This is a genomic window from Mesoaciditoga sp. (genome assembly GCF_054006115.1).
Genome location: NZ_JBPNHS010000027.1, coordinates 46,695 through 69,762 on the forward strand (window position 1 = coordinate 46,695; position 23,068 = coordinate 69,762).

General features: G+C 39.2%; 26 protein-coding genes. 14 read left to right on the forward strand and 12 right to left on the reverse strand.

Annotated features, from left to right (window positions below; all coding sequences use genetic code 11):
- From thyX to ACXJIN_RS05890, 11 genes are read right to left on the reverse strand one after another with little or no spacing between them, the layout of a single operon-like run.
- Nucleotides 1–630, reverse strand: coding sequence for an FAD-dependent thymidylate synthase (gene thyX / locus ACXJIN_RS05840; protein ID WP_456400371.1), 630 nt, complete (start codon nucleotides 628–630; stop codon nucleotides 1–3).
- Nucleotides 614–1,939, reverse strand: coding sequence for a sigma-54-dependent transcriptional regulator (locus ACXJIN_RS05845; RefSeq protein ID WP_456400373.1), 1,326 nt, complete (start codon nucleotides 1,937–1,939; stop codon nucleotides 614–616). The genes thyX and ACXJIN_RS05845 overlap by 17 nt, the downstream gene beginning before the upstream one ends.
- Nucleotides 1,932–3,296, reverse strand: a complete 1,365-nt coding sequence (locus ACXJIN_RS05850) for a sensor histidine kinase (protein WP_456400375.1) — start codon at nucleotides 3,294–3,296, stop codon at nucleotides 1,932–1,934. Before ACXJIN_RS05850 ends, ACXJIN_RS05845 begins: the two co-directional genes overlap by 8 nt.
- 3 nt (nucleotides 3,297–3,299) lie before the next feature.
- Nucleotides 3,300–4,001, reverse strand: a complete 702-nt coding sequence (gene fabG, locus ACXJIN_RS05855) for a 3-oxoacyl-[acyl-carrier-protein] reductase (RefSeq protein WP_456400377.1) — start codon at nucleotides 3,999–4,001, stop codon at nucleotides 3,300–3,302.
- Nucleotides 3,998–4,765 carry an SAM-dependent chlorinase/fluorinase gene (locus ACXJIN_RS05860; RefSeq protein WP_456400379.1) on the reverse strand — a complete coding sequence of 256 codons (768 nt, stop codon included), beginning with the start codon at nucleotides 4,763–4,765 and terminating at the stop codon, nucleotides 3,998–4,000. Before ACXJIN_RS05860 ends, fabG begins: the two co-directional genes overlap by 4 nt.
- A 2-nt stretch (nucleotides 4,766–4,767) precedes the next feature.
- Nucleotides 4,768–6,123 carry an FAD-dependent oxidoreductase gene (locus tag ACXJIN_RS05865; RefSeq protein WP_456400381.1) on the reverse strand — a complete coding sequence of 452 codons (1,356 nt, stop codon included), beginning with the start codon at nucleotides 6,121–6,123 and terminating at the stop codon, nucleotides 4,768–4,770.
- 58 nt (nucleotides 6,124–6,181) lie between these two features.
- Nucleotides 6,182–6,841, reverse strand: coding sequence for a methyltransferase (locus ACXJIN_RS05870; RefSeq protein ID WP_456400383.1), 660 nt, complete (start codon nucleotides 6,839–6,841; stop codon nucleotides 6,182–6,184).
- On the reverse strand, nucleotides 6,838–7,677 hold the full coding sequence (locus ACXJIN_RS05875) for a GNAT family N-acetyltransferase (protein WP_456400385.1): 840 nt from the start codon (nucleotides 7,675–7,677) through the stop codon (nucleotides 6,838–6,840). Before ACXJIN_RS05875 ends, ACXJIN_RS05870 begins: the two co-directional genes overlap by 4 nt.
- Nucleotides 7,678–7,694: 17 nt before the next feature.
- Nucleotides 7,695–9,416 (reverse strand): DUF4910 domain-containing protein, encoded by a 1,722-nt coding sequence (locus tag ACXJIN_RS05880; RefSeq protein ID WP_456400387.1) that lies wholly within the window; start codon nucleotides 9,414–9,416, stop codon nucleotides 7,695–7,697.
- Nucleotides 9,391–9,546 carry a hypothetical protein gene (locus ACXJIN_RS05885; protein WP_456400389.1) on the reverse strand — a complete coding sequence of 52 codons (156 nt, stop codon included), beginning with the start codon at nucleotides 9,544–9,546 and terminating at the stop codon, nucleotides 9,391–9,393. Before ACXJIN_RS05885 ends, ACXJIN_RS05880 begins: the two co-directional genes overlap by 26 nt.
- Nucleotides 9,547–9,577: 31 nt before the next feature.
- Nucleotides 9,578–10,171, reverse strand: coding sequence for a helix-turn-helix domain-containing protein (locus ACXJIN_RS05890; protein WP_456400391.1), 594 nt, complete (start codon nucleotides 10,169–10,171; stop codon nucleotides 9,578–9,580).
- A gap of 128 nt (nucleotides 10,172–10,299) precedes the next feature.
- On the opposite strand from ACXJIN_RS05890, the gene ACXJIN_RS05895 reads away from it, so the two are divergent.
- From ACXJIN_RS05895 to ACXJIN_RS05945, 11 genes are all read left to right on the forward strand, one after another.
- Complete coding sequence (locus ACXJIN_RS05895; protein WP_456400393.1) at nucleotides 10,300–10,539, forward strand: hypothetical protein; 240 nt, start codon at nucleotides 10,300–10,302, stop codon at nucleotides 10,537–10,539.
- Nucleotides 10,540–10,600: 61 nt separating this feature from the next.
- Nucleotides 10,601–11,230 carry a tRNA (adenosine(37)-N6)-threonylcarbamoyltransferase complex dimerization subunit type 1 TsaB gene (tsaB, locus tag ACXJIN_RS05900; RefSeq protein WP_456400395.1) on the forward strand — a complete coding sequence of 210 codons (630 nt, stop codon included), beginning with the start codon at nucleotides 10,601–10,603 and terminating at the stop codon, nucleotides 11,228–11,230.
- Entirely contained in the window at nucleotides 11,227–12,528 is a 1,302-nt protein-coding gene (locus ACXJIN_RS05905; protein ID WP_456400397.1) for a HEAT repeat domain-containing protein, read from the forward strand. Before tsaB ends, ACXJIN_RS05905 begins: the two co-directional genes overlap by 4 nt.
- On the forward strand, nucleotides 12,525–13,268 hold the full coding sequence (locus ACXJIN_RS05910; RefSeq protein WP_456400399.1) for an Mrp/NBP35 family ATP-binding protein: 744 nt from the start codon (nucleotides 12,525–12,527) through the stop codon (nucleotides 13,266–13,268). Before ACXJIN_RS05905 ends, ACXJIN_RS05910 begins: the two co-directional genes overlap by 4 nt.
- A gap of 34 nt (nucleotides 13,269–13,302) precedes the next feature.
- On the forward strand, nucleotides 13,303–14,316 hold the full coding sequence (locus ACXJIN_RS05915; RefSeq protein ID WP_456400401.1) for a Gfo/Idh/MocA family protein: 1,014 nt from the start codon (nucleotides 13,303–13,305) through the stop codon (nucleotides 14,314–14,316).
- Nucleotides 14,317–14,338: 22 nt separating this feature from the next.
- The gene (locus ACXJIN_RS05920; protein ID WP_456400403.1) at nucleotides 14,339–14,854 is read left to right on the forward strand and encodes a methylated-DNA--[protein]-cysteine S-methyltransferase; all 516 of its coding nucleotides are present in this window, start codon (nucleotides 14,339–14,341) and stop codon (nucleotides 14,852–14,854) included.
- Entirely contained in the window at nucleotides 14,851–16,044 is a 1,194-nt protein-coding gene (locus tag ACXJIN_RS05925; protein ID WP_456400405.1) for a DUF1015 domain-containing protein, read from the forward strand. The genes ACXJIN_RS05920 and ACXJIN_RS05925 overlap by 4 nt, the downstream gene beginning before the upstream one ends.
- 25 nt (nucleotides 16,045–16,069) lie before the next feature.
- Nucleotides 16,070–16,630 (forward strand): LexA family protein, encoded by a 561-nt coding sequence (locus tag ACXJIN_RS05930; protein WP_456400467.1) that lies wholly within the window; start codon nucleotides 16,070–16,072, stop codon nucleotides 16,628–16,630.
- Between the two features lies 1 nt (nucleotide 16,631).
- On the forward strand, nucleotides 16,632–17,099 hold the full coding sequence (locus ACXJIN_RS05935) for a chemotaxis protein CheW (RefSeq protein WP_456400407.1): 468 nt from the start codon (nucleotides 16,632–16,634) through the stop codon (nucleotides 17,097–17,099).
- A 57-nt stretch (nucleotides 17,100–17,156) separates the two neighbouring features.
- On the forward strand, nucleotides 17,157–18,476 hold the full coding sequence (locus ACXJIN_RS05940; RefSeq protein ID WP_456400409.1) for a hypothetical protein: 1,320 nt from the start codon (nucleotides 17,157–17,159) through the stop codon (nucleotides 18,474–18,476).
- On the forward strand, nucleotides 18,473–19,483 hold the full coding sequence (locus ACXJIN_RS05945) for a homoserine dehydrogenase (RefSeq protein WP_456400411.1): 1,011 nt from the start codon (nucleotides 18,473–18,475) through the stop codon (nucleotides 19,481–19,483). Before ACXJIN_RS05940 ends, ACXJIN_RS05945 begins: the two co-directional genes overlap by 4 nt.
- Nucleotides 19,484–19,521: 38 nt before the next feature.
- Here the strand turns inward: ACXJIN_RS05945 and ACXJIN_RS05950 are convergent, their stop codons facing one another.
- On the reverse strand, nucleotides 19,522–20,343 hold the full coding sequence (locus ACXJIN_RS05950; RefSeq protein WP_456400413.1) for an alpha/beta hydrolase: 822 nt from the start codon (nucleotides 20,341–20,343) through the stop codon (nucleotides 19,522–19,524).
- Between the two features lie 381 nt (nucleotides 20,344–20,724).
- On the opposite strand from ACXJIN_RS05950, the gene ACXJIN_RS05955 reads away from it, so the two are divergent.
- From ACXJIN_RS05955 to ACXJIN_RS05965, 3 genes are read left to right on the forward strand one after another with little or no spacing between them, the layout of a single operon-like run.
- The gene (locus ACXJIN_RS05955; protein WP_456400415.1) at nucleotides 20,725–21,243 is read left to right on the forward strand and encodes a hypothetical protein; all 519 of its coding nucleotides are present in this window, start codon (nucleotides 20,725–20,727) and stop codon (nucleotides 21,241–21,243) included.
- Entirely contained in the window at nucleotides 21,236–21,772 is a 537-nt protein-coding gene (locus ACXJIN_RS05960) for a cysteine hydrolase family protein (protein WP_456400417.1), read from the forward strand. The genes ACXJIN_RS05955 and ACXJIN_RS05960 overlap by 8 nt, the downstream gene beginning before the upstream one ends.
- Nucleotides 21,773–21,776: 4 nt before the next feature.
- Nucleotides 21,777–23,057, forward strand: a complete 1,281-nt coding sequence (locus ACXJIN_RS05965; protein ID WP_456400419.1) for a nicotinate phosphoribosyltransferase — start codon at nucleotides 21,777–21,779, stop codon at nucleotides 23,055–23,057.
- The last annotated feature ends 11 nt before the right edge of the window (nucleotides 23,058–23,068 follow it).

The following is a 23,068-nucleotide window of genomic DNA, read 5'->3' on the forward strand; positions in this document are numbered from 1 at the left end:
TTACACCTCCAACAGATCGCCCTTGTAATATTTTCTCAAGAAGGCATCGTATGTCCATGGACACGTTTCCTTGAAGAAAATCGCCACGGTCAACGCGTATTGCTGTATTTCATACTGCGCGTGTTTATCCGCGCGCAAATTCAAAAAATTCATAAGACTTCTTGCGTTAACGGTCCAATACCATTGAGTGTACAAACTCATCGGCAGTACCATTCTCGCGACTTCTTTCTTCACCCCATTCTCAAGGAGTTCTTTGTAAGTTTTAAACGCAGATTGCATTTGTTCCCTCATCGCTTCCTCAAGTCCATTCGCCCTACTTTTTTTGGGTACGTAAAATTCTTCATCGAATTTTGTGTACCTGCCGGAACGTTCCATGAAAGATCCTATTCTGTGTCTGAACCATTGTCTTGCAACAAAAATAGGAGCTTTTATTTGAAAGGTAAAGACTATGTGTTCAAATGGAGATTCATGACCATTTGTCATCAAGAGCTCTATAAGCCTTTTATCTCCCTGTGGATCTGATTTAGACATGTAAGATATTCGTGCCGCACGCGCGGCTGCTTTATCTCCACCAAAAACATCTATCAGTTCTACAAAACCTTTGTCAAGAACTTCAATCTTTTTTTTCACTTTTAATCCCCCATTGCTTCAATTTCATGTGTAAAGTGCTCAAACCTATTCCCAATATTTTCGCCGTTTTTGTCTTGTTGTCTCCAAACTTTTTCAGAGTACTTTCAATCACCAATTTTTCAGCCTCTTCTAAAGAGATGCCTATCGGGACTTTAACGTATTCTCTTGAAGGATTGTCCAATTGAATTGGAAGATCTCCAACTTTGATTTCTCCTTCATTTGAAAAGACCAACGCAGATCTCACGATATTTTGAAGCTCTCTCACATTTCCAGGGAAATCGTATTCCTTTAAGGCACTTAACGCCTCCTGACTAAAGGGTTTTGCTTTGACGTTCAATTGCTTTGAAAAAAGCTTGGTGAAGTGTTCAACAAGCATTGGGATATCTTCCTTTCTTTCTCTAAGAGGTGGAACGTCTATTTTGACGACGTTTATCCTGTAATACAGATCTTCACGAAACTCATTTTTTTTCACGGCTTCTTCCAAATTTCTATTAGTGGCAGAAAGCACACGCACGTTCACCCTTTTTGGTTGCGTTCCTCCGAGCCTTTCAACTTCGGATGTTTCTAAAACGCGCAGGAGTTTAACCTGCACAGCTTTCGGAAGCTCTCCGATTTCATCTAAAAAGAGTATCCCTCCATTTGCCAATTCAACTTTTCCTGCTTTTGATTTCATGGCTCCGGTGAAAGCGCCTTTTTCGTAGCCGAAAAGTTCGGACTCAAAAAGCTCTTCTGGTATCGCTCCACAATTAACGGCCACAAATGGCTCGTTAGCCCTATCACTTAACTTCCAAATGGATTTTGCCACGACTTCTTTTCCACTACCAGATTCACCTTGAATGAGAACGGTAACATTTTTAGATGCGACAGTGTTTATCACGTCGCGCAGTTTCCTCATGGCAGCGCTTTCGCCCACCAATTTGGTTGGCAGTTTCAAAGAAAGATTTTCCAACTTCAGCGCTTTGCTCTCCAAAGCCCTCTCGACTTCCGTTGTTAAACTTGCCAATTCAAAAGGCTTTGGAATAAAATTAAAGGCGCCGAGTTGGACCGCCTTAACGGCCGTATTTATGTCACCATGAGCGCTTATAACTATGACTTCGCTTTTTACTACCGCTTCTTCGATGATATCGAGCCCATTTCCATCTGGAAGCATTAAGTCCAATATTGTCAAATCGTAACATGAATTTTCGAAAGCTTTTCTAGCCTCTTTTAAGCTCTTAACGCCATTTGTCGTATGTCCTTCCATCTCAAGTGCCTTGCAGATGAGACGATTTAGACTTGTATCATCTTCCACTACCAATATTTCAGCCATTATCATCACCTAAAAGTGGGATGTGCAAATTCACCGTCGTCCCTTCTCCTTTCTTGCTCATAACCTTTACCTTACCGCCATGAGAAGTAACGACCCTTTTTACAATGCTCATTCCCAGACCAGTTCCACCATTTTTTAACGTGAAAAAAGGTTCAAATATGTAGTCTAACGCATCTGGAGAAATTCCCTTTCCATTGTCTGTGAAGGAAATGGTAACCATTTTCTCTTCTTTTTTTACTTTTACGTTTATTTTTCCATTTTCTTCACAGGCATCCATCGCGTTAACTAAAACATTCAAAAATGCCGAATTCAACGCGTTCATATCTCCCAATACAACCACATTTTCATCGGAGTAGTTGGTCGTTATTTGAATATTTCTATCTCTTGCCCTTATTCTTGCGAGCTTAACGGCTTCCGTAACGACTTCTATCACGTTTAAAGCTTTGAATTCGTATTTTGGATTTGAAAATTCCAAAAAACCCTTTGCCCTTTCCTCAAGCCTTCTTACTTCTTTATCAAGTACGTTTATGGTTTCCAAAATTTCCGAATTGGAACTTCCAAGCTGCTTTTTTAAAAGCTGGACCGATAACTTTAACGACGCTAACGGGTTCTTTATCTCATGCGCTACGCTTGCAGTTATCTTTCCAAGCAAAGCGAGATTTTCAGCTCTACTCAATGCGTTTTCAAGATTTTTCACTTCAGTTACGTCTTCGAATATGTAAAGCGCATTGAACTTTCCTCTAACTTCCATGGAGACTTGTCGTATTATAAGCTTTTTCCCCGTTTTTTTTGAAGATATGATCTTTTTTATTTCCCCAGGAATAATTTCATAAAATCTGAAAAATTCATTTATGTTTTTACCCTTCCAATTCGCTCGATGAGTAGAAAATATCTTTTCGGCACCATGATTGATCATGAGTATTTCGCCATTGGCTGTGGTCATTATTATTCCCTCTTCAAGGGATTCAACTATGTTTCTGTACTCGTTGTACGTTTCAAGTAAGCCATCTCTTTCTCTTTTCAGAGTTTCAGCCAATCTGTCCACTTCTTTAAGGATCTCTCCAAATTCTCCCTTTATCCCTTTTTTTCGGGAAGGTTTAAGGGTTAAAGAAGTTTTTCTCACCCTTCCTATGAGAGTCAATATTGGTTCATCCACGAAGTGGGAAACAAAGAGAATGGTAATAACGTAGAACGCTGCATCGAAAGCTATTACCACTAAAAAATATAGGAGTGCCGGGGGAAGAAAGAAAAAATATATTAAAAATTCAAAGGCAAAAACAACCGAAAACAAAAAAATGAACATTCCATTTCCAAGGCGAGTGTGACTTTCAGCCTTAGAAAAAGGTAATAATTTCACTTTTCACATCACCATGCCACCGTCTACATTTACAACTTGACCGGTTATGTAAGATGCCGCGTCCGAAATTAAAAAGGCCACCAACTCCGCAACTTCTTCGGGCCTTCCATATCTGCCAAGCGGGATCAAGCTCAGATATTGTTTTTTGTGGGCTTCATCTAATTTTTCAGTCATCGCGGTGTCTATAAATCCAGGTGCAACCGCGTTAACCCTTACGCCTTTCTTAGCGTACTCCTTTGCCACACTCTTGGTAAAAGAAATTATTCCTCCCTTTGAAGCCGCATAATTTGCCTGACCGATTGTTCCAACAAGCCCCACAACAGAAGCAATGTTAACCACACTTCCTTTGCTCTTTATCAGATCACGAATGACGGCCCTTGTCATTCTAAATGTACCGGTTAGATTCACGTCCAAGACTTTTTCCCATTCTTCGTCCTTCATTCGCATAAGGAGATCATCCGCCGTTATACCAGCGTTATTCACCAGTACTTTTATTCTTCCAAGTTTTTTTGCGAAGTCCACCGTCTTTTCCACATCGCTTTGAATGCTCACATCCGCTTTAATTGAGTGGGCACCTGTTTTTTCAAGCTCACCGGCAGAATGGACGTAAGTGGCGACCACTTCGTAGCCCAAACTCAAAAGCTTTCTTACCACGGCCAACCCAATCCCCCTACTTCCACCGGTAACTACGGCAACATCATTCATTTTAAGACCTCCAACGTTAATTTCTCTCCAAGCTGAACTTTTAAAATATCAGCGGCACTGAATTGTGATATTATCTCGGCGTACCCAGCGGCGCCTTCTCGAAGAATGAGCGATTTATTTTCTCTGTCACGCTCATCTTCACTTACAAGTACGCTTTTTCCTTTAACTATTATCTCATCACCAGATTCAATATCCAACTTTTTGAGGAGAGAAAATGGAATATTCGTCTCCACATTTTGACCATCGAAAAACGCCACTTCCCCCTCTACTTTGTAGGGAAAGAGAAGCACTTTGTGATATTTCAAACTGTAATATGTCATGTAAAGCTCTCCAACTTCTGATACCTTTTTACCCGTTTTCAAATCAGATACGGTTGGAACCAATATGTTCAGAGAAGATCTAAAAAAAGACAGCGAAAATCCCTCGGGGCTTTTTATTCTTCTGATCTGATGTATTCCGTAGCTCTTTATAACCGCCGTGAACATGCCGTTATCGAAACCAACAAAAATTTTTTCATCTTTTGTTTCAAGAACGATGGGTATTCTCGCGCTTTCGTTAAAGGCATCTACGACGCTTAAAAAGATCGTGCCCTTTGGAAGGTAGTAAGCAATTCGTTCTAAGATGTAAGAGGCACTGTAGACATCTTTTGATTCAACTTGCCTCAATCTAACTATTTTTTCGTCATGACATAAGGCATTCAATTTCGACTCGACCAAATCCATTAAAAGACCTTCATCACTTTTGTCTCCTATTATTACTATCATCGTTAAACATCCTTTTTTGCGACATTTGCCGCCACCAAAACTGGATCCCAAACGGGTGAAAAAGGAGGCGCGTACGCCATATCGAGAGTTGAAAGTTCTTCAACTGTCATACCTGCCGTTATTGCTGAAGCCACGACATCTATTCGCTTTGAAATTTCCCCGCCTGCCATCTGTGCTCCTAAAAGTTTTCCACTTCCTTTTTCGTAGACTAACATTATCTGAACTTCTCTGTTTCCAGGATAGTAATGAGCTTTTGACTTTGAAGTTACAAGTGTCATGCCTGCTTTAAACTTTTCGGAAGCTTCGCGGTATGTAAGACCAGTCCTCGCGTATTCAAGGGCAAATATCTTTGTAACCGCCGTGCCAAGAACTCCTTTGAATTCTTCGTACTTTCCAGCCGCGTTTCTTCCGGCAATTCTTCCCTGCTTATTTGCCGTTGTGCCCAGAGGAATGTACACGCTTTCACCTGTTAACCTGTGAGGTGCCGTTGCGCAATCACCACAGGAATACACATCCTTGAAATTCGTAGACATGTCAGCTCTTACTTCTATCGCATCTTTAATTGAAGTTGTTATTCCACTTGCCTTTGCCAATTCCGATTCCGGTGCAACACCGATTGTAACGAGCAGCATATCACTTTCCAAAACCCCATTGGTGGTACTTAACCTCAAAGACTCTTCGGTTTCTTCCACAAAGTTGAGTTTCGTTTTGGTCATAATTCTAACATTGTTTTTCAGTAATTCACGCTCGATGGTTTCACTCATTTGAACATCTGCCGTTGGCATGACATGCTCCATCATTTCTATGATTGTTACATTTATTCCATTGGCAGACAGCGCCTCTGCCATTTCCAGGCCTATATAACCGCCTCCCAATATAACGGCATCTTTGGGGGCGCTGTCATCCAAAAAAGTTTTTAGTCTTATGGCATCTTGAAGAGTTCTAACTTTGAATATCCTTTCGCCTTCTTTTAAGCCATCGATCTGTGGCATAACGGCCTTTGCGCCAGTTGAAATTATGAGCTTGTCAAAAAAAACATTTATTTCTTCCGAATCTTCTAATCTTTTAACCCTCAGGCTCTTGTTTTTTGGATCTATTGAGGTAACTTCGTGAAGTATTCTAACATCGACACCTTTACTTCTTTTAAAATCTTCAGGTGTGAACACAATTATGTCTTTGTAACTTTTCGTTAGACCTTCTACGTAGTACGGTATTCCACAACCACCGTAAGATATAAATCTATCTTTTTCAAAAAGGACAACCTTTGCCTCTTTATTTTCTCTTACAGCCGCCGCCGCGGCACTCGTACCAGCTGCTACTCCACCTATGACGGCAATATCCACTTTTTCTTCTTTCATGTTGGCGATCACCTCACTAAATTATATCATCGTCCAAAGGTGGTACCTTTACACATATTTATTTTACCAGATCGGTGTTTAAAAAAACGGGAAATTTAACCTTTACTCCTGTCTTTTTCCCGTTTTTAACTCCCTCAATTAAAATCAGTTTTGAATTCACTTCTTTTTTCCCGTAGATCGGAACAAAAAATTTCGGTATTAACCTGTTTTTTTCGAGCAATTCCACATGCGTTAACAAATTCATCGGAGATGTTACCATCCTAAAATATCCTTTGTTTTTCAATATTTTAAAGGATGAAATGACGAATTTTTCGAAGGCGTTTTCATTTCTTTCCAAAAATCTCCTTTCATTTTTGCTGACCTTTCCGCTTGTGTGAAATGGCGGATTGAAAAACACGAATTCAACCGATTCGTATCCTATGAGTTCTGTTATTTTTAAAACGTCCATATTTATCACTTCAATTCTTTCCTCTAGTTGATTCAAATTCACAAAAACTCTCGCTTCTTCACACGCTTTTTTGTCTACATCTATGGCTTTTATCTTAAGATGCGCATTTAGCAATGCCATCATGATAGATGCTACTCCATTCCCGCTTCCAAATTCAACGGCATTCCCCACTTTTACACTTAGCGGGTAGCTCCCCAAAATAACAGAGGCATGGGTATGTTTTATTTCGAATTCATCCGGGGCTTTGAATTTTGGCACTCTTATTTTCAAAATCTCACCATTTCTAATTGTTCAAAAAACGCTTTCATTCCAAGGCTAACACAAGCTTCATTGAGTGGATCGTTGTCTGGAACGTTCATTATTAAAATACTCTTTGGAAAAAATTCATTTTGAATGTTGGCAATTACGCGTTTGAAAAAGCGAGTGTAATCGTCCCATTTTTTTGGAGCAGTGTCTACAATGTAAGCACCATTTGAATTTATTCCCCACACCACGTATCCAATTTTTTCACCATTTTCCACTATAAAATGGTTGTTGTATCTCTGCTGAGCATTCTTCAAACTTAGCGCCTCTCTTTGCCAATTCGGAAATCTCCTTTTTTCTTTTTCATTTAGCGCTGCCATTTCGTATATTTCTTCTGCCGTTGCCTCTTCGAATTTTACAGGCTTTTCTTCAGTGATTTTATCTAGAAAATAAGACGTCAGTTTTCTTTCAAATCTAAAGCCATACCTTTCGTAAAAAGAAACTGCTGGATCGCCTTGTGCCACTTCCAAAAACGTCTTATTCGTGTTTTTCCATTTTAAAGTGTCTAACGAGTATTCTAAAAGTGCCGTACCGTAACCATGACCCCTAAATTCTTTCAATATTCCAAAAGCGTCTATTCTCGCCCTTGGAGGTCTGATCGCATTTATGGAAAGACCAATTTCTTTGCCGTTGATAAGTATGAAAAACGAGTTTTCGAGTGAAATGGAATTTTCTTCTACATCAAGTTCAAAAGAAATGACATCCCACTTTATAGGAATGACGTAGTCCGAAAATATTTCGTTTACCATATCCACTACTTTGCTTAGAGACGATTCACTTAACTTTTCAAACGTCACTTCCACTTTAATCATCTCCCGTATCAAATTATGCCTTCTTCAGCCAATCGATTAAGGTAATACTTTGCGTCTTGGAGAACATCTTGACCAATTTCAAATTCGTGCTTTGAAAGCTCTATCGAATTTTCAAGTGAGATCCCCAATTCCATGAAATTCAACAGTTCATATTTGAAGCTCCTGAATTCAGGAATGCGTCTGGTCACTTCAAAAAACCATTTTCTATCCTTTTCATTCATCCACACGTCTTGAATTGGACCTTTTACTTTTCTTAAATGTTGAGGCTTAACAAGATTCTGGGCTTCCTCCGCCTCCTTTGAATATGGGCCAAGCATTTTTTTCAACGTTTCCACTTTTGTGTACTTTTCCAGTTGTTTCATCTTCTCCTGTGCCATGTGAGAAATCCATTTTTTCACCAAAGGCACTTCACTTTTTACGTAATTCTCAACGAATTCTTTGGCAATATTTGCTTGCACTTTTGAAGAAACCGTTTTTGGAAAATCATAGGTAACATCAAACAACGAGTTAAGAACGCCCTCACCTATCCATTTGAAAGATTCAATCGAAGATTTGTCTGGAGTGTCTTCACTCGTGTGATAGAATCTATCCGGAAACTGAGTTAATGAAGTTGCTCCAACTCCTATCGTCGCGTCGGTGAATATGAAGTGATCAGAGCCCTCAAAATACCGTCCCGTTACCATTTTGAAGTTATCATTTTGAAGATTAGCGTAAAGCAAATCGCTTACAATAGAAGGAATAGACCAAGGTGTTGACGATACTTGTAAAACTGCCCCCGTTTTTGCTTGATCTTCACCCACCATATCAAGATTTATTCCAAATTCAAAATCGTAATCATGATCTTGTAAATACGATATAGTTCCATACATTTCTGGTACCCAAAGGGAAATTACTTCCCTGTCTATTTCAACTTTTCTTAAAACCCTCGTGATTTCTGCCAACAATGCCGAGCCACTGGCGTTATCATTTGCACCGGGGCGTGGATGACAGAGATGGGCGGTCAAGATCACAGGCTTTTTAGAATTTCTCCTTCCAAACCTAGCTTCCAACACCTCCAAAACGTTATTGCCTTCATCCGAATCTATAAGCGCTTTTATTTTTACATTACCATTTTTCAATTGTTTTTTTATCTTTTTGTACTGATCATAACTGAGCGCAAAACCAAAAATACCTTCTCTAACGTGGGAAGGAAAAGATGTGTAATTAACCGCGTGTGATAGCAGATCTGGAGTTCTTTCTATTGATTTGACTTGAAATCTCATAAAGTATGAAAGTACGCATTTTGCCCCAAATTTTTCCACTCCAAGATCGTAAACTCTTGAAATGTCTCCATTTGCAAGAATGGCTTTTCCTTTCACATTTTTTCCTTCGTAATCTTTTGCTTTTTCTCCGCTGCCAACGTCAACCAGCTGAAGGGTTTGAACTCCATTGGTAGGAGATGACATGAAGATCGCAGATATTGGTGAAAGTCTTAGATCTGATACAACGTATTCTCCATTTACCTTCAAAAATCCGCCATTGAGATTCCAACCTTTCGGAATCTTCCATCCTTCGCAATTTACGCCCGCAGGGTACTTTAAAATGTTTGAGTCTCCCACAACGCTTTTTACAAGTTCAACCGCACTTGAATATCCTCTTCCGCCTTTCGAGCGATGAAATCTTGACAGTTCGTATTCTATCTCAAACGCATTTTGCGGAGAAAATTCATTTATCCAATTCTTTCTTAGCATTTTCACTCATCCTTTCAATTGCAGATTTCCACAACTCTATTTTTCCGTCCGATCTGAGCTTTCCATTTTTTGTCCAAATATACCCTTTTTTCCATAAAATAAAAAACAATTCCATTTTTTCCTCGTCCACATGGAATCCCTCCAACATAATTTTGGCCACATCATTTGAATTTTTGCCATCTCCCCACGATCACTCCAAGAATGGACGATGAAATTTTCAAAACGTCTTCTATGGAAGGTTTGTATTTCGAGTTTTCGGGCTTCAAAATTACGTTGTCGCCTTGAATGTACAAACGCCTTATCTGAATCTTTTCTCCCTTCCACAAAATCAGATCTCCATCCATTGCGGGTCCCTTTTTTATCAAAGCCACATCACCCTCAGAAAGCACCGGCTCTTCCGAGTCATCAGGTACGATAAAGCCATATGAGCATTCAGCCCATATTGGAAGCTTTATTCGTTCTATCGCTTCTTCGTTAAGTATGGATTTTTCATCGTAAACGGGTATGTCCTTTAACGTGTATTCCCTTAAAGTTGTTTCGGATTTTTCTATATCAGTTGCGCCCAAAAGATAGTCAACGCTTACACCGAAAATTTTGGAAATTTTAACAAGTGTTTGAAAGTCGGGTGCATTTCTTCCATTTTCGTAAGCGGAAATGGTCTTATCACTTAAGCCGAGCATTTTCCCCAAGGCTTTTTGGCTCAAATTTTTCTTTATTCTTAAAGTTTTTAATCGTGAAGAGAAAAATGATGGCATTTTATCACCTCAACTAATTCTACATTATATAGATTTTTTTGTCAAATTAATCTTGTAAAAATAGATAAAAAGATGTATACTACGATTCGTAGATGTTTTTTATTTCTCTACGAATAGGAGATGAAACGGTGGAGAAAGCCATACTTGAGCTCTTAAAAACGCAGGCTATGACGGAATCTCAAATTACAGAAGCGCTTTTACCACTTATGGATGAAAAAATAATTTTTCTCCGCAATGGAAATGAGAGATCTTGCGAAGTCAGGATTGCATTGAGCAACCTTGTTTGTGCAAAAAAGGTGTTCGTTAAAGGTGAAGTATTCATGTTAAATGCTTCTTCGTCATATCTTTCAGAAGAAAAGAAATGTTGAAAGTAATTGTACCCCTTGCCGTGTGAATGTTATAATTGTAGCACTTGAAAGGATGATAGAATTGAATTTTTTAGCTTTGGATACCTCGTCTAACTGGATAAAAATCGCGATACAGGCGAACAATGAAGTCGCGACGCTGAATTTACGTTACAATCGACGAGCGGATTTTTTGATGGTTGAAATTGATCATCTTTTGAGAAGTCTTAATATCTCCTTGAAAGACTTGGATGGAATGGGATGCGTAAGCGGACCAGGACATTTCACTGGATTGAGAAGTGGGCTTGCAAGCGTTAAAGCCATGGCTTTCGCGAACTCTTTGAAAATATCCGCTCTTCCATACGCTGAATGTTTGAACGTTGATGAACCCACGATTTTGTTGAGAAGGGCAAGAAAGGGATGGTGGTACTTTTCTGAATTCGATGGTGAAAAGTGGCACTATTCGTTGCAGCCTACGCAAAAGCTTAAAGAACTTACCTTAAATAAGAATGTTATCTCAGAAGAAGAAGCAGAAGAACTGAAACAAATTGATATGAAAGTTAAAGAACCGATTTTTACCGCTTACGAAATGCTTGAGGCCTTAAAAAGAGCTTTTGAAATGGGTCTTACTTACGATCACATGTCCCTCAAACCATTCTACGTTCAAAGACCTATAGCTCAAGAAAAGCTCATGGAAGGGAAAAATAAATTATGAAAGAAAACTCGTTAAAGCTTCTTAGAAGATTGAAAAGAAATTTCATAGAAAGGGAAGGTGAGCTTGTCTCTCAAGGATTGGCTTCTACGGTGCCGGCTATTGTAACAACAACATTGATCGAACTGAGAAAATTGAAGGATCTATTTCATATGCACGACGCTGTGGAACTTTTAAAAAGTCCAAACGATGAGGTAGTGATCGCTTCTTTGAAATACTTAGAAAAAGTTGAGCATCCTGTTCCTTACGAAAAAATGGCTTTTCTGACGAAAAAGGGAACTAAAGTGAAAAAAGCAGTTGCAAATGCCGCAAAACTTTGTGATTACAAAAGTGCCTGCGAATTGTTGAAGACGCTCCTTAAAGATCCATCACATGATGTGAAAATAAGTGCCCTGAGGGCGTGTGGAGAAATTGGGTGTAACGACGAAGTTGAATACATCAAAGAATTGGCAAAGGGCGATAATGTGGATTTGAAGTTAGAAGCCATAGAAACACTTATAGAACTTGGTGAAGAGGTAACAGAAGATGAATTAAAAAAGATCATTTTCAACCCCTTACTCAACGATAAAGAAAGAAAAAAAGCTTTGAAACTCTTTTTGAAATATTCCATATCTCCTTTGGAAAGTATAAAAAAAGTTTTAAATATGAACCATTTACCCTTGACTTTATTGGCACTAAAATCACTTGGTAAGATGAAATGTGGAGAGGTATGGGAAATCATTGAAGACTTCCTAAAAGACGAACAATTGCCTACAATTGTGGAACCCGTTCTTGATTCGGCTCTTAGGAGTTGCGCAAATGAAAAGAGCGAACTTGAAAAGCTCGCATTGAAACACTTAAACCATCCATCAAAAAAGGTGAAAGTACTTGCCTTTAAAATTTTGATGCAAATGAATGTGGCACAGGCGAAGGACTTAGTCGAAGATTTTTTGAATTCTGATGTCTTCGAACTTAAAAACGCGGCTATCCCCTTTGTTTACAATTACCCAACTCAAGAGAATATCGAAAGCTTGAAGAAGATTATAAACGAAGGTGAAGAAAGAAATGTTGCTCTTGCGCTTAAAACTCTTAGGAAACTTAAAATTTACGTTGAAGAAGCTCGAGAATACATGGGAGAAAATTACTCCCTGAACGTTAAAAAGGAAGCCCTGAAAATCTTGATTTCATCAAAACAAATCGAAGCCGATGAGTTGGAAACAATCGCATTGTCTAACGAGCCTCTTCAGTTAAGAATTACTGCGCTGGAGGGGATTGCGAAGATCGAACCAGAAAAGCTAAATGAAATGGAGGTTACATCATGAAAACTTTAATGGTAACAAGTGGAAAGGGTGGAGTTGGCAAGTCAACGGTAGCGGTTAACCTTGCCATGGAACTTTCTTTAAATGGAAATAATGTTGGACTTATGGATGTAGATATTCACGGGCCAAATGATCATGTCATACTTGGAATAGAAAAGCCTGAAATTCTGACTGATGGCAAACATTTTCAGCCAATAGAAATAGGAAGCTTGAAATTCATGACCATTGCTTCGGCCATAGATGACAGCACACCAATAATATGGAGAGGTCCATTAAAGGCAAAGTTAATAGATCAATTCTTGCAAGATACCATGTGGGGAGATTTGGATTACATGGTTTTGGATTTTCCACCTGGTAGCGGAGATGAGCCACTTGAAGTTTTAAAAGTCTACAACAACAAAGTAGACGGTGCGGTAATAGTGACAACGCCACAAAAAGTAGCGCTTGGTGATGTGGAAAAGATCATGAACTTCTTAAAAAAGATGAAAGTGCCTTTGATTGGAATATGGGAAAACATGTCTTACTACGTTTGTCCTCATTGTGGAAAGAAACATTACCTTTTTGGAAAACACACAGATGAATTGGCAAAAAAGATGCAAACGGATATCATCGCACGCATACCGTTAATACCGGAGGTAGGAGAAAAGTTTGGCGCCGCGAATCTGTTCTTAACGAGGAGTAAAGGCGAAGTGAGAGATGAATTTGAAAAAGCCGTTAAAAAGGTTGTCGATTTTTTGGGATAAGGCTTAGTTTCTTTTTTGAAAAGAGGGGGAAAGCATGGCTAAGAAAGTACGTTTGGGTCTAATCGGAACGGGTATAGCAATGAAGAAGCTTCACTATCCGGCATTGAGAAAGCTATCCGATCTTTTCGATGTGGTTGCCGTGGCGAGTGAACATGTCGAAAACGCTCAAGAGTTCATAAAAGAAATTGACGCCAACATTCACATTTTCAACAATTATCATCACATGATCGTTTCAGGACTTGTAGACGCGGTTGATGTTGCCATTCCACCGCAATTCAACTTAGAAGTTGTTAGGGATGCTCTCCGAAATGGCGTTCACGTTATTTGTGAAAAACCAATAGCCGAAAACGTAAAGGTCGCCAAAGAAATTTTAAAAGTGGCGAGAGGGTATGATCGCGTTTTTATGGTGGCAGAAAGTCAGAGATATGATTTACAACTCAATCAGATCAATGACCTTATTAGAATCGGTAAAATTGGAAAGCCTGCGATGTTCGATTGGAATGTCATCGTGAATTTCTCAGAAGACAACGAGTATGTTAGAACTCCGTGGCGTGTCAACCCACAACACGTAGGTGGCTTTCTGTCGGATGGGGGAGTGCATCATATGGCAGTTTTGAGAGCAATATTCGGTGAAGTGAGTGAAGTTTCTGGTTTTGTCAGGAAAATAAACGATCATATAGGCGGAGAAGATACGATGGTGCTGAATATGCTTTTTAAAAATGGTATAGTGGGCAGTTATTCGGTTAGCTACGGTTTACGTGCACCGGCACATAAAAGCCTGAAGATATACGGTACTCATGGGAAAATGAGGGCAACTCCACGAACAACAGAAGTGATCAAGGAAAATGGAGAAATAGAGGAGTATGAAGCCCCGATAGTCAACCTTTTTGAAGAAGAGTTTAAAGAATTCTACGACGCAGTCGTAAATGGAACGGAAATAAAATTGGGGGCGCCAGATGAGGCGTTAAAAGATCTCGCACTGATAGAGGCAGGTATTCATTCGTCTCACATTGGCTGTGTGGTAAAGATGGATGATTTTTTAGAATGAGTTTCTCTACGAAAAATTCGATATGAAAAGATGTTCAGCGTTTGAAAGTCCCCTTGGAATGATGAAAATATGTGAGGAAAACGATAAAATATGTGAAATAAGATTTGTAGATGAAAGAAATATGATCTTCGAAGACGTAAACGGAGGAAATTCACGTACGCCAACAATTGAAAAGGCAGCAAGAGAACTGAAGGAGTACTTTTACGCAGGGAGAACTACTTTTGATTTCTCAATTTCGCTATGCGGAAGTGATTTTGAGAAAAAAGTATGGTCGGCCGCTCTTTCAATACCGTTTGGAAGGGTGAAAACTTATTCCGATCTTGCCGAATTTATAGGTAGACCATTGGCTTACAGAGCGGTGGCGAATGCGTTGGGAAAGAACAAACTTGTACTGGTTGTTCCGTGTCATCGTGTTGTGTCCAAAAGCGGAATAGGAGGTTTCAGGGCTGGACTGTGGAGGAAAGAATGGCTTTTGAAGCACGAAGGCGTTGAATTGAGCACGCTAATGAAAAGTACAAAGGAGGAGAATTTAAGATGATCGTAAGACCTTTTAAGGCACTACGACCAGATCCAAAGTACGTTGAAAGGGTACAATGCCCACCTTATGATGTTGTGACGAAAGAAGAGGCAAAGAAGTACACCGAAGATCCGTACTCCTTCATGAGTGTTATAAGGCCTGATGCTATAGCAAAGGAAGATGAAAACATTTACGAAGTTGCTGCCAGAGAATTAAAGAAACTGGTAAGAGAGAAGGTGCTGATAAGAGATGAAAAGCCCCTCTTCTACCTTTACTCTCAGACAATGGGACAGCACACCCAGACGGGTTTGGTGGCATGCGTTGCTGCGAAAGAGTATCCAAAAAAAATAAAACGGCATGAACTCACCAGAACAGACAAAGAAAGAGAACGAATAAAACACATATTAGCCACGCGCGCGAATACCGGCCAGGTTTTTTTGACTTTCAGGAGCGATGATAATTTGAAAAAAGCCATTAACGTTGAAAACGGGCGGCTTCTTTACGAGGTTAAAAGCAAGAAACCGGATGTTATACACCGCATCTACTCTATAGAAGACGAAAGCGATATTAAGCGAATAGAAGATGTTTTTGATGACGTTCCAGCATTTTACATCGCTGATGGTCATCATCGTGCATCCGCTTCTGTTCAAGTTTCCAAAGAATTTAACGGTGAGGGAGAATGGAATTACTTCATGGCAACGATATTTCCTCATGATGAGCTTCAATTGATGGGATATCATCGTGTGGTGAAGGATCTGAATGGAATGTCAAAAGAAGAATTTCTTGAAAGATTGAAGAAGGCTAATTTTGATGTTTGTGAAGTTAACAGCAGCGTGGTTGAGCCAAAGGCCGTTCACCATTTTGGAATGTACCTTGATGGAAAGTGGTATGAATTGAAGGCAATTGACGTTAATGAGAAAGATCCAATAAAAAAATTGGACGTTTCCATTTTGCAAGAAAGAGTTCTGAGCCCTCTCCTTGGAATTGAGAATCCGAGAACCGATTCGAGAATAGATTTCGTGGGTGGAATACGTGGAATTCCTTACTTAAAATCTTTGGTAGACAACGAGAATTACGCTGTTGCCTTTGCACTTTATCCGACTAGAATCGAAGATGTCATGGAAGTTGCAGATGCCGATCTCTTTATGCCACCAAAGTCTACGTGGTTTGAGCCAAAGCTTCAAAGTGGTCTTTTAATACACACTTTTTGATCGTTGGGCGAAGAGGTGTTAGCTGATAAAAGAGCTTACAAAGCGTCAGAAAGAAGTTTACGATTTTATAAAAAAGTTTATCAAAGAAAATGGATATCCTCCAACCATAAGAGAGGTGTCTCAACATTTTGGATTTTCTTCGCCTTCAGGAGCTATCGCTCATATTGAAGCCCTTCAGAAAAAGGGATATATAAGGCGTGATCACGCTTCGAGGGGAATAAAGCTTGTAGCAGAACCACCTTTGGAAATAAGCGCGGCGCGTGTATTTGGGCATTTCGATGAAAATGGTTTAGTTCAAGAAAATAAGAAATTAAAGTTCATTCCACTTCCAGACGAAAAAGATGATCTCATCGCTGTTGTGAGTGAAACTAACATTCCTGCGGTGAACGTTTTAAAAAACGATTACGTCATATTTGAAATGAACACCGCAAAAGATGGCTTGGCTATAGTATCGACGAAAAATGGAATTTTCGTTGGCTTTTTGGGAAAATCAAAATTCAAGAAGCTTTCAGGAGAAAAGCAAAAAGAGTTTAAAGTTCTTGGTTCCTTTTATGGCATTTTAAGAATTCAAGAAAGGAGGAAATAACGTGAGTGAAATTAAAGTTGTAAGTTTTAAAATTGGGGGGGAAGAGTACGCGCTGGATATAATGAAAATAGACAGCATTATAGAAGTTAAAGATATTCTAAATGTTCCACAGGCTCCGTACTTTGTCAAAGGGATAATGGATTTTAGAGGGACGGTTATTCCCGTTTTAAGCGGTAAAAAGAAGTTTGTCTCTCCAAATGAGGAAGATGAGAGCAACAAAGCAATAGTGGTAAACATAAAAGATAAAAAAATGGCCATTCTTGTGGATGAAGTAAAAGAAGTTTTGACCTTTTCGCAAAACGTTCTGGAGGAACCACCAGAAGAGATCACAAATGAGTCTAACAAATACATAAGCGCTATAGCAAATGTTAACGGCAGAATGATAATGGTTTTGGATATAGACAAGCTTCTCAGCAAAAAGGAAGAAGAGAAAATTTCAAATTTAAGCGCACAAAATGAAACTAAATAAGCAACTACTCGCGAAGGGAGGAAGCACGGTGGAAAGATCGAAACCGTGTGAAATTCGTTGAACATAAATACCGCTTTTTTGGAAAGAAAAGACGGAGACTTCGAATGGTTCGATAAAAAACTGAGCCAGTTCGGAATAAAAACGGTAAGTGTGGAAGATTTCAACGATCTTTTTGATTTGAACAACGAGATCTTAAAAGCCGGAGGTGTTGATTTTAAAGGGCTCGATCTTGTCGCCCTAGAGTTAGATGAAAATCCGACAAAATTGAATGAGGAGTGCATACTTTCAGATATCGAGCCATGGAAATATGCCGTTATTTATTCGGCAGTGAAAAATTACCGTAATTCCATTGTGTTAGTGGATAGTGACGACTTTGAAAGGGTTATAGAGTCTATAGACGAGTGTGGAGATGTAACTCTCCAAGACAGAAGAATGTTATCTTTGAAGGCCATGTACCGTCTTTTAAGAATAAATTCTCTTACGCACAAGGAATTAAGTGAGGTCTTCGCTGCAGAGAAATTCGAGACCATAATACTAGAAGAGATCGTTCCATTGAGATATGGTGAAAATCCATACCAGTATGCGCACATTTCAAAAATAGCCAAAGAGAACGCCTTTTTTGATTTTCTGGATGAAGATCAACTTCTTGGAATGAGCTACAACAATTTGATAGATCTTCATCTGGCTTTAAGTGCTTTGAAAAATCTTAGGGCTCCATTTGCGGTTCGGGTTCACCATGGAAGTGTGGTAGATGTTGTTAACAGAAACTTTGATTTTTCAAAGGCTCGTGGGGTATTAGCGGTCAATTTTGTTAACGAGAAACTTGTAACCTCATTAAAAGAGAATGATTTGGACGTTCTTGCTGTACCCCAAACAAGCAATGTAAAGGTGAAAGCTAAGAGAATGGTTAAGTTCAACGAAAAATTTCTCTCATTTTCCAATAGAGAATACAGATTTTTAGATGGAAATTTTTTGGTTCAAACTTCTGACGATCTGGAAGAAATGAGATTTTCTTCTGACAATGATGATCCACAGTACCGGTGGGCTAGCGTTATCGCTACTTTGTCTAATTCAATGGCATGTTGCATTTTCAAAGAGGGTGAAATGATAGCGTTGGGAAGCGGTCAACCGGATCAAATAGATGCCTTGGAAATAGCTTTAATGCGGGCTAAAAGGCACTCAAAAGACGTTCAAAATGCGATCTTTGCTTTTGATGGTCCCATAAAAGACGAAAGGGTTTTGAGAAAGCTTGAAGAAGTGGGGAGCGGCACCGTAATACAGCCGGGAGGTTCAAAGATGGACACGTTGGTTAAAGAGAGATTGGAAAGCGCTAACATAAAATTGATCTTCACAGGTAAAAGGAGATACAAACATTGAAAAGGATCGGCATAGTCGGACTGGGAACGGTTGGTGGTGGTTTCTACGAGCTTGCTAAAGAAAGAAGAGAATTTGTCATTCACAAAGTGTTAAATCGTTCTGAGTCAAAATATCTCGTTCATAACGTAAAAAGCCAGACGATTGCTAAAAATATTCAAGATTTAATAGAAGAAGTTGACATTGTTGTTGAAACTGTTGGGGGGACAGACTTTGCTTATAAACTAATTAAAGAGGCTTTGAAAAAAGGAAAGAACGTGGTTACCGCCAATAAGGCTCTTATCTCATCGAAGGGCGTGGAGATTCTGAGATTGGCCAAAGAAAACAACGCAAAAGTGATGTTCGGTGCAAGTGTAGGCGGTGGAATGCCGGCGTTAAGGAATTTAAAGTACCATTCTTATGGAAAAATAAAAAAGTTATATGGCATCCTGAACGCCACTTCCAATTTCATTTTATCAAAGATGACCAGTGGGATGCCCATGGAAGAAGCCGTAAAGATCGCTCAAGAAAAAGGCTATGCCGAACAGGATCCAAGCGATGATATCAATGGTTTAGATGCCGCGCGCAAAGCTTCTATAATGTGCGCTCTAGTTAGCAAAAGAATTCCTAAACTTGAATCTTTTACAATAGAACCCATAACAAATATAGATGCGAAAAAGTTTGAATATGCAAAAAGGCTAAAGAGCGTTGTAAAGCCGATAATTTACATCTCATTTGAAGAAAAAATTAAGATATTTGTTGGACCCGTTGCCATTCCAAAGTACTCCCGCATCGCAAGAGTAGATAAAACCGAGAATTGTTTGGTAATAGAAGGAGAAAGTGGCATGAATTTTTTGAGCGGTGTTGGAGCAGGGCAAAATCCAACGGCTTTTGCTGTAATGGCAGATGTTCTTTCAATAATAAACGACGAAAACATGAATGTTGATTTTGAAAGCTACATAGATTCAGAACTTGGTGAACCTGATTTGGATACTTTTGAAGGATTAAAAATATTCAGACCTTCCATTTGAGTTTGAGCTGATCGATGCCGTTTGATCTTTCTTTACCTTCAATGACCTTCGGCGTGGTCAACTATCCAATCTATAATAGTTTTTCTGAATTCAGTCCCGTCTTGCGGATCACAAAATATTTCATGGTATGCTCCCTTAAATATCTTAAGTTTTTTATCCTTGGAAGCCACTTCCAAAAACAGCTTCTTAGTTCCCCTTGGTGGGACCACCTTATCGTTCTCGCCGGCCAAAAAAAGTATTGGAAGAGACAGAGACTTGGCCTTCTCGAAAGTTATTTGAACGTTTTTAAACAATTCATTTGCCAGCCGGGCGCTTATTTTTGAATGGACTAATGGATCTTTTATGTACTTTCTAACCGTTTCTTCGTTCCTTGAAAGCGTGTGAGGGTCTATACCATTCGAAAAAGCAAAAGTGGGAAAGAGAACAGAAGTGATCTTTACAACGAACTTCAAAATAGAGGGAACGTTATCAGAAACAAAGGCACCACTAGAAAGGATTAGCCCATTTATCGTGTTCGGGTATTCTTCTGCATAGCGAGCGGCTATTAGCCCTCCAAGGCTATGTCCTAACATGAAAAGGGGAAATTCATCCTTTTCCATTTTCACAAAAGATCTGAGATCTTTCAAAAACAAATTAAATGAATCAACATGACCCTTCTTCGTTGAATTCTTGCCGTGACCTCTTTGATCAAACCCCACCATTTCTATTCCGGCATCGTTAAAATCCTTGGATATCGCATCGTAACGTCCAACATGTTCTCCAAGACCATGCACTATTACGAGCTTGAACTTCTTTTTAGAAGCGGGCCATCTTATCATTCGGGTACTTTTTCCATTTAAAGTTATCATTTTTTTCTCCATTTTTCCCTCCATCTGAATGAAAAAGTTCCAAAACTCCAACAACCTTGAATTCCCATGTTGTACATGAAAATTGCAAAAGACAATTTTTGAAATGTTTTGTAACGTTGAAGCGCATGATGGCTTAAGCTATTTGTATTTTACACTAAAAATTTTCCTGATGAAACCTCTTTGTTAACTACGTTGGTGTTCCTTCCAGTTTTGTAATTTTTAAAGAGAATTAAAAGGGCTGTTTTTCATCATAGGATGAGGTCTAATCTTTTTTGAAATGCTTTGTGACAGACGCGGATAATGAGATGGGTTATTAAATTCTTAAACTTAACACACGGCGAATAAAAAGTTGATACGCATTTCGTGGTAAAATTAGTATGGTGAACTTTTATGATGAATGTATCAAAATTGGGATTTGAAAATCCTATTTTACACTACAAATTGGATCCGGGGGAAATGGGAGTGGCGTCTCCCTCCTCTGCCATGTTAAGCATCAGTAGAGTAGCTGGTCATGAAACGGGAAATGCGGCTAGAATGCGAGCAGAAGCCGTCGCAAATGGCGGATACGTGATATATTCAGCCATAACGCTGGATATGAGAAAAAGAGGAGCTTTTCTAGCGGCGGTGGCTGGAAAGACAACGGTGGAAGTTTACTATCCAAATGGAAAAAAAGGAAAAAGTTATATCAATGGCAAAAAGAAAACAAGTGATTTTTTTCCAATTCAAAGTGTGGAAATAAAGTTGAAGATGGCATTAAACGCTTTGAGAAATTTGCTTAAAAACGCGACGGATCCCGCAGAGAGAGAAAGAATTAAAAGAAAGATCTCTCAAATTGAGAATGCCATTAACATGTTAAGAATGGGGAATATTCCCCTTCAGAATATGGAAAGTTTGGTGAACGCTTATGCGTAAAGCACTTATGGTTGTGGACATGCAAAATGATTTTGTCACAAAAAATGGGTCGCTTTATTTTGAAAAAGCCGAAAGTGTAAAACCAGTTGTTTTAGATTGCGTTAAAAAATACATAGAGAACAACGCCCCAATTATCTTTACTCAAGATTGGCACGATGAGTATGATAAAGAATTTAATATTTTTCCAAAGCATTGTATTAAAGATACTTGGGGAGCTCAGTTATTTGATAACTTAAAGAAAATAGCAGAAGAATACGATAACGCTTTTTTCGTGAAAAAGAAAAAGTATTCCGCTTTTTACCGAACCAACTTAGATGAAAAGTTAAGGACACTTTCTCCAAAAACTGTTGAAGTTTGTGGGGTAACCACCAATATTTGTGTGCTTTTCAACGTTGAAGAGTTGAGAAATAGGGATTTTGAAGTAATCGTGTATGAAAATGCCGTAGCTTCTTACGACGATAATTTACATGATTTTGCAATTCAACAAATAAAAGACGTGCTTGGAGCCAAAATATGTACATGGAGGTGAGCTTGTGAGAGCTCAAAGGCTTGATCCGAGGGTTTTCAAAGTACCCATTGATAGGATAAGAGCGGGTTATTACTCGGACAAATACTTTACGAGATACGTGGAAGTTTTGAAAAAAGACGATCACCATCCAAAGGTGCTCTATCAATTTTTTCCAAGAAGAGATGCCGTGATCGTTGGTATAGATGAAGCCCTGGCAATATTGAAAATGTGCACAGGTTATTACAAAGACGAAGAAAAAGCCGATTCGATTTTCAAAGAATTACTTAAAGCGGAACGTGAATTGCAAGATGCCGTTTACATCATGGACAGAAAAGAAATTGAAAAAGCGAACCACAAAAGGTGGGATTTGCGTGAAGCGCTTAACAACTTGTGGGTGGACAAATTTTCTGAGATAGAAGTTAAAGCCCTTTACGATGGCGAAGAGGCAAAAAATATGGAAGCCATAATGACAATTGAAGGAGATCCAACTTATTTCGGATATTTAGAAACAGTGTTGCTCGGAGTAATAGCAAGAGGCAGCTCCACCGCAACTGCTGTCAAGAAAGTTGCGAAAGTTGCAAATGGAAAACCCATTTTGTTTTTCTCCGCACGCTTTGATCACTATTGGGTTCAGGCGACAGATGGTTACGCCGCTTTTAAATCTGGAGCCGATGTTGTTTCAACAGATGCAAATGCCGATTATTGGGGAGCTGAAGCGACTGGAACCGTTCCTCATGCACTAATAGCGGCTTATGAGGGATCCACTTCGAAAGCTGCCATAAAATTCGATCAATACATCCCATCTCATGTTAACAGAATCATTCTCGTCGATTGGGAAAACGATGTTATAGGCACAACAAAGAAGATGCTTCAGGACTTTTACGAATACGTTACCGGCGAAAAGTACAGAGAAGGTTCTCCTTTACAAAAAATAATAGGTTCCGGAAAGAACAAGATATGGGGAGTGAGATTTGATACTTCTGGTACGCTAAGAGACGTGTCAGTTACTCCTATTGGGGAGATGTCTCTGGGAGTTTGCCCTGAGCTTGTCTGGAAAGCGAGAAAGGAATTTGATTCTATGGGTTTGGAAAACCTTAAAATAATAGTTTCCGGTGGATTTAATGCCGATAAGATAGCACTTTTTGAAAAGTTAAAAGTCCCGGTGGATGCGTACGGAGTAGGCTCTTCGCTTCTTAAGGAAAAGGTAGATATCACTGCGGATATAGTCGAAGTAAACGGAAAGCCTTGTGCAAAGGTGGGGAGGAAAAAATCGGATCTTTCGCGATTGGAAAAAGTCGAGTATTGAATACAAATGAT

What these genes read in the sequence shown, in the direction of transcription:
- ACXJIN_RS05860 (WP_456400379.1), bottom strand. Translation starts at nt 4,765, where the DNA reads ATGATAGTAATAATAGGAGACAAAAGTGATGAAGGTCTTTTAATGGAT.
- ACXJIN_RS05905 (WP_456400397.1), top strand. Translation starts at nt 11,227, where the DNA reads ATGAAAGAAAACTCGTTAAAGCTTCTTAGAAGATTGAAAAGAAATTTC.
- ACXJIN_RS05910 (WP_456400399.1), top strand. Translation starts at nt 12,525, where the DNA reads ATGAAAACTTTAATGGTAACAAGTGGAAAGGGTGGAGTTGGCAAGTCA.
- ACXJIN_RS05955 (WP_456400415.1), top strand. Translation starts at nt 20,725, where the DNA reads ATGAATGTATCAAAATTGGGATTTGAAAATCCTATTTTACACTACAAA.
- ACXJIN_RS05880 (WP_456400387.1), bottom strand. Translation starts at nt 9,416, where the DNA reads ATGCTAAGAAAGAATTGGATAAATGAATTTTCTCCGCAAAATGCGTTT.
- ACXJIN_RS05915 (WP_456400401.1), top strand. Translation starts at nt 13,303, where the DNA reads ATGGCTAAGAAAGTACGTTTGGGTCTAATCGGAACGGGTATAGCAATG.
- fabG (WP_456400377.1), bottom strand. Translation starts at nt 4,001, where the DNA reads ATGAATGATGTTGCCGTAGTTACCGGTGGAAGTAGGGGGATTGGGTTG.
- ACXJIN_RS05960 (WP_456400417.1), top strand. Translation starts at nt 21,236, where the DNA reads ATGCGTAAAGCACTTATGGTTGTGGACATGCAAAATGATTTTGTCACA.
- ACXJIN_RS05890 (WP_456400391.1), bottom strand. Translation starts at nt 10,171, where the DNA reads ATGCCATCATTTTTCTCTTCACGATTAAAAACTTTAAGAATAAAGAAA.
- ACXJIN_RS05950 (WP_456400413.1), bottom strand. Translation starts at nt 20,343, where the DNA reads ATGGAGAAAAAAATGATAACTTTAAATGGAAAAAGTACCCGAATGATA.
- ACXJIN_RS05925 (WP_456400405.1), top strand. Translation starts at nt 14,851, where the DNA reads ATGATCGTAAGACCTTTTAAGGCACTACGACCAGATCCAAAGTACGTT.
- ACXJIN_RS05845 (WP_456400373.1), bottom strand. Translation starts at nt 1,939, where the DNA reads ATGGCTGAAATATTGGTAGTGGAAGATGATACAAGTCTAAATCGTCTC.
- ACXJIN_RS05865 (WP_456400381.1), bottom strand. Translation starts at nt 6,123, where the DNA reads ATGAAAGAAGAAAAAGTGGATATTGCCGTCATAGGTGGAGTAGCAGCT.
- ACXJIN_RS05920 (WP_456400403.1), top strand. Translation starts at nt 14,339, where the DNA reads ATGAAAAGATGTTCAGCGTTTGAAAGTCCCCTTGGAATGATGAAAATA.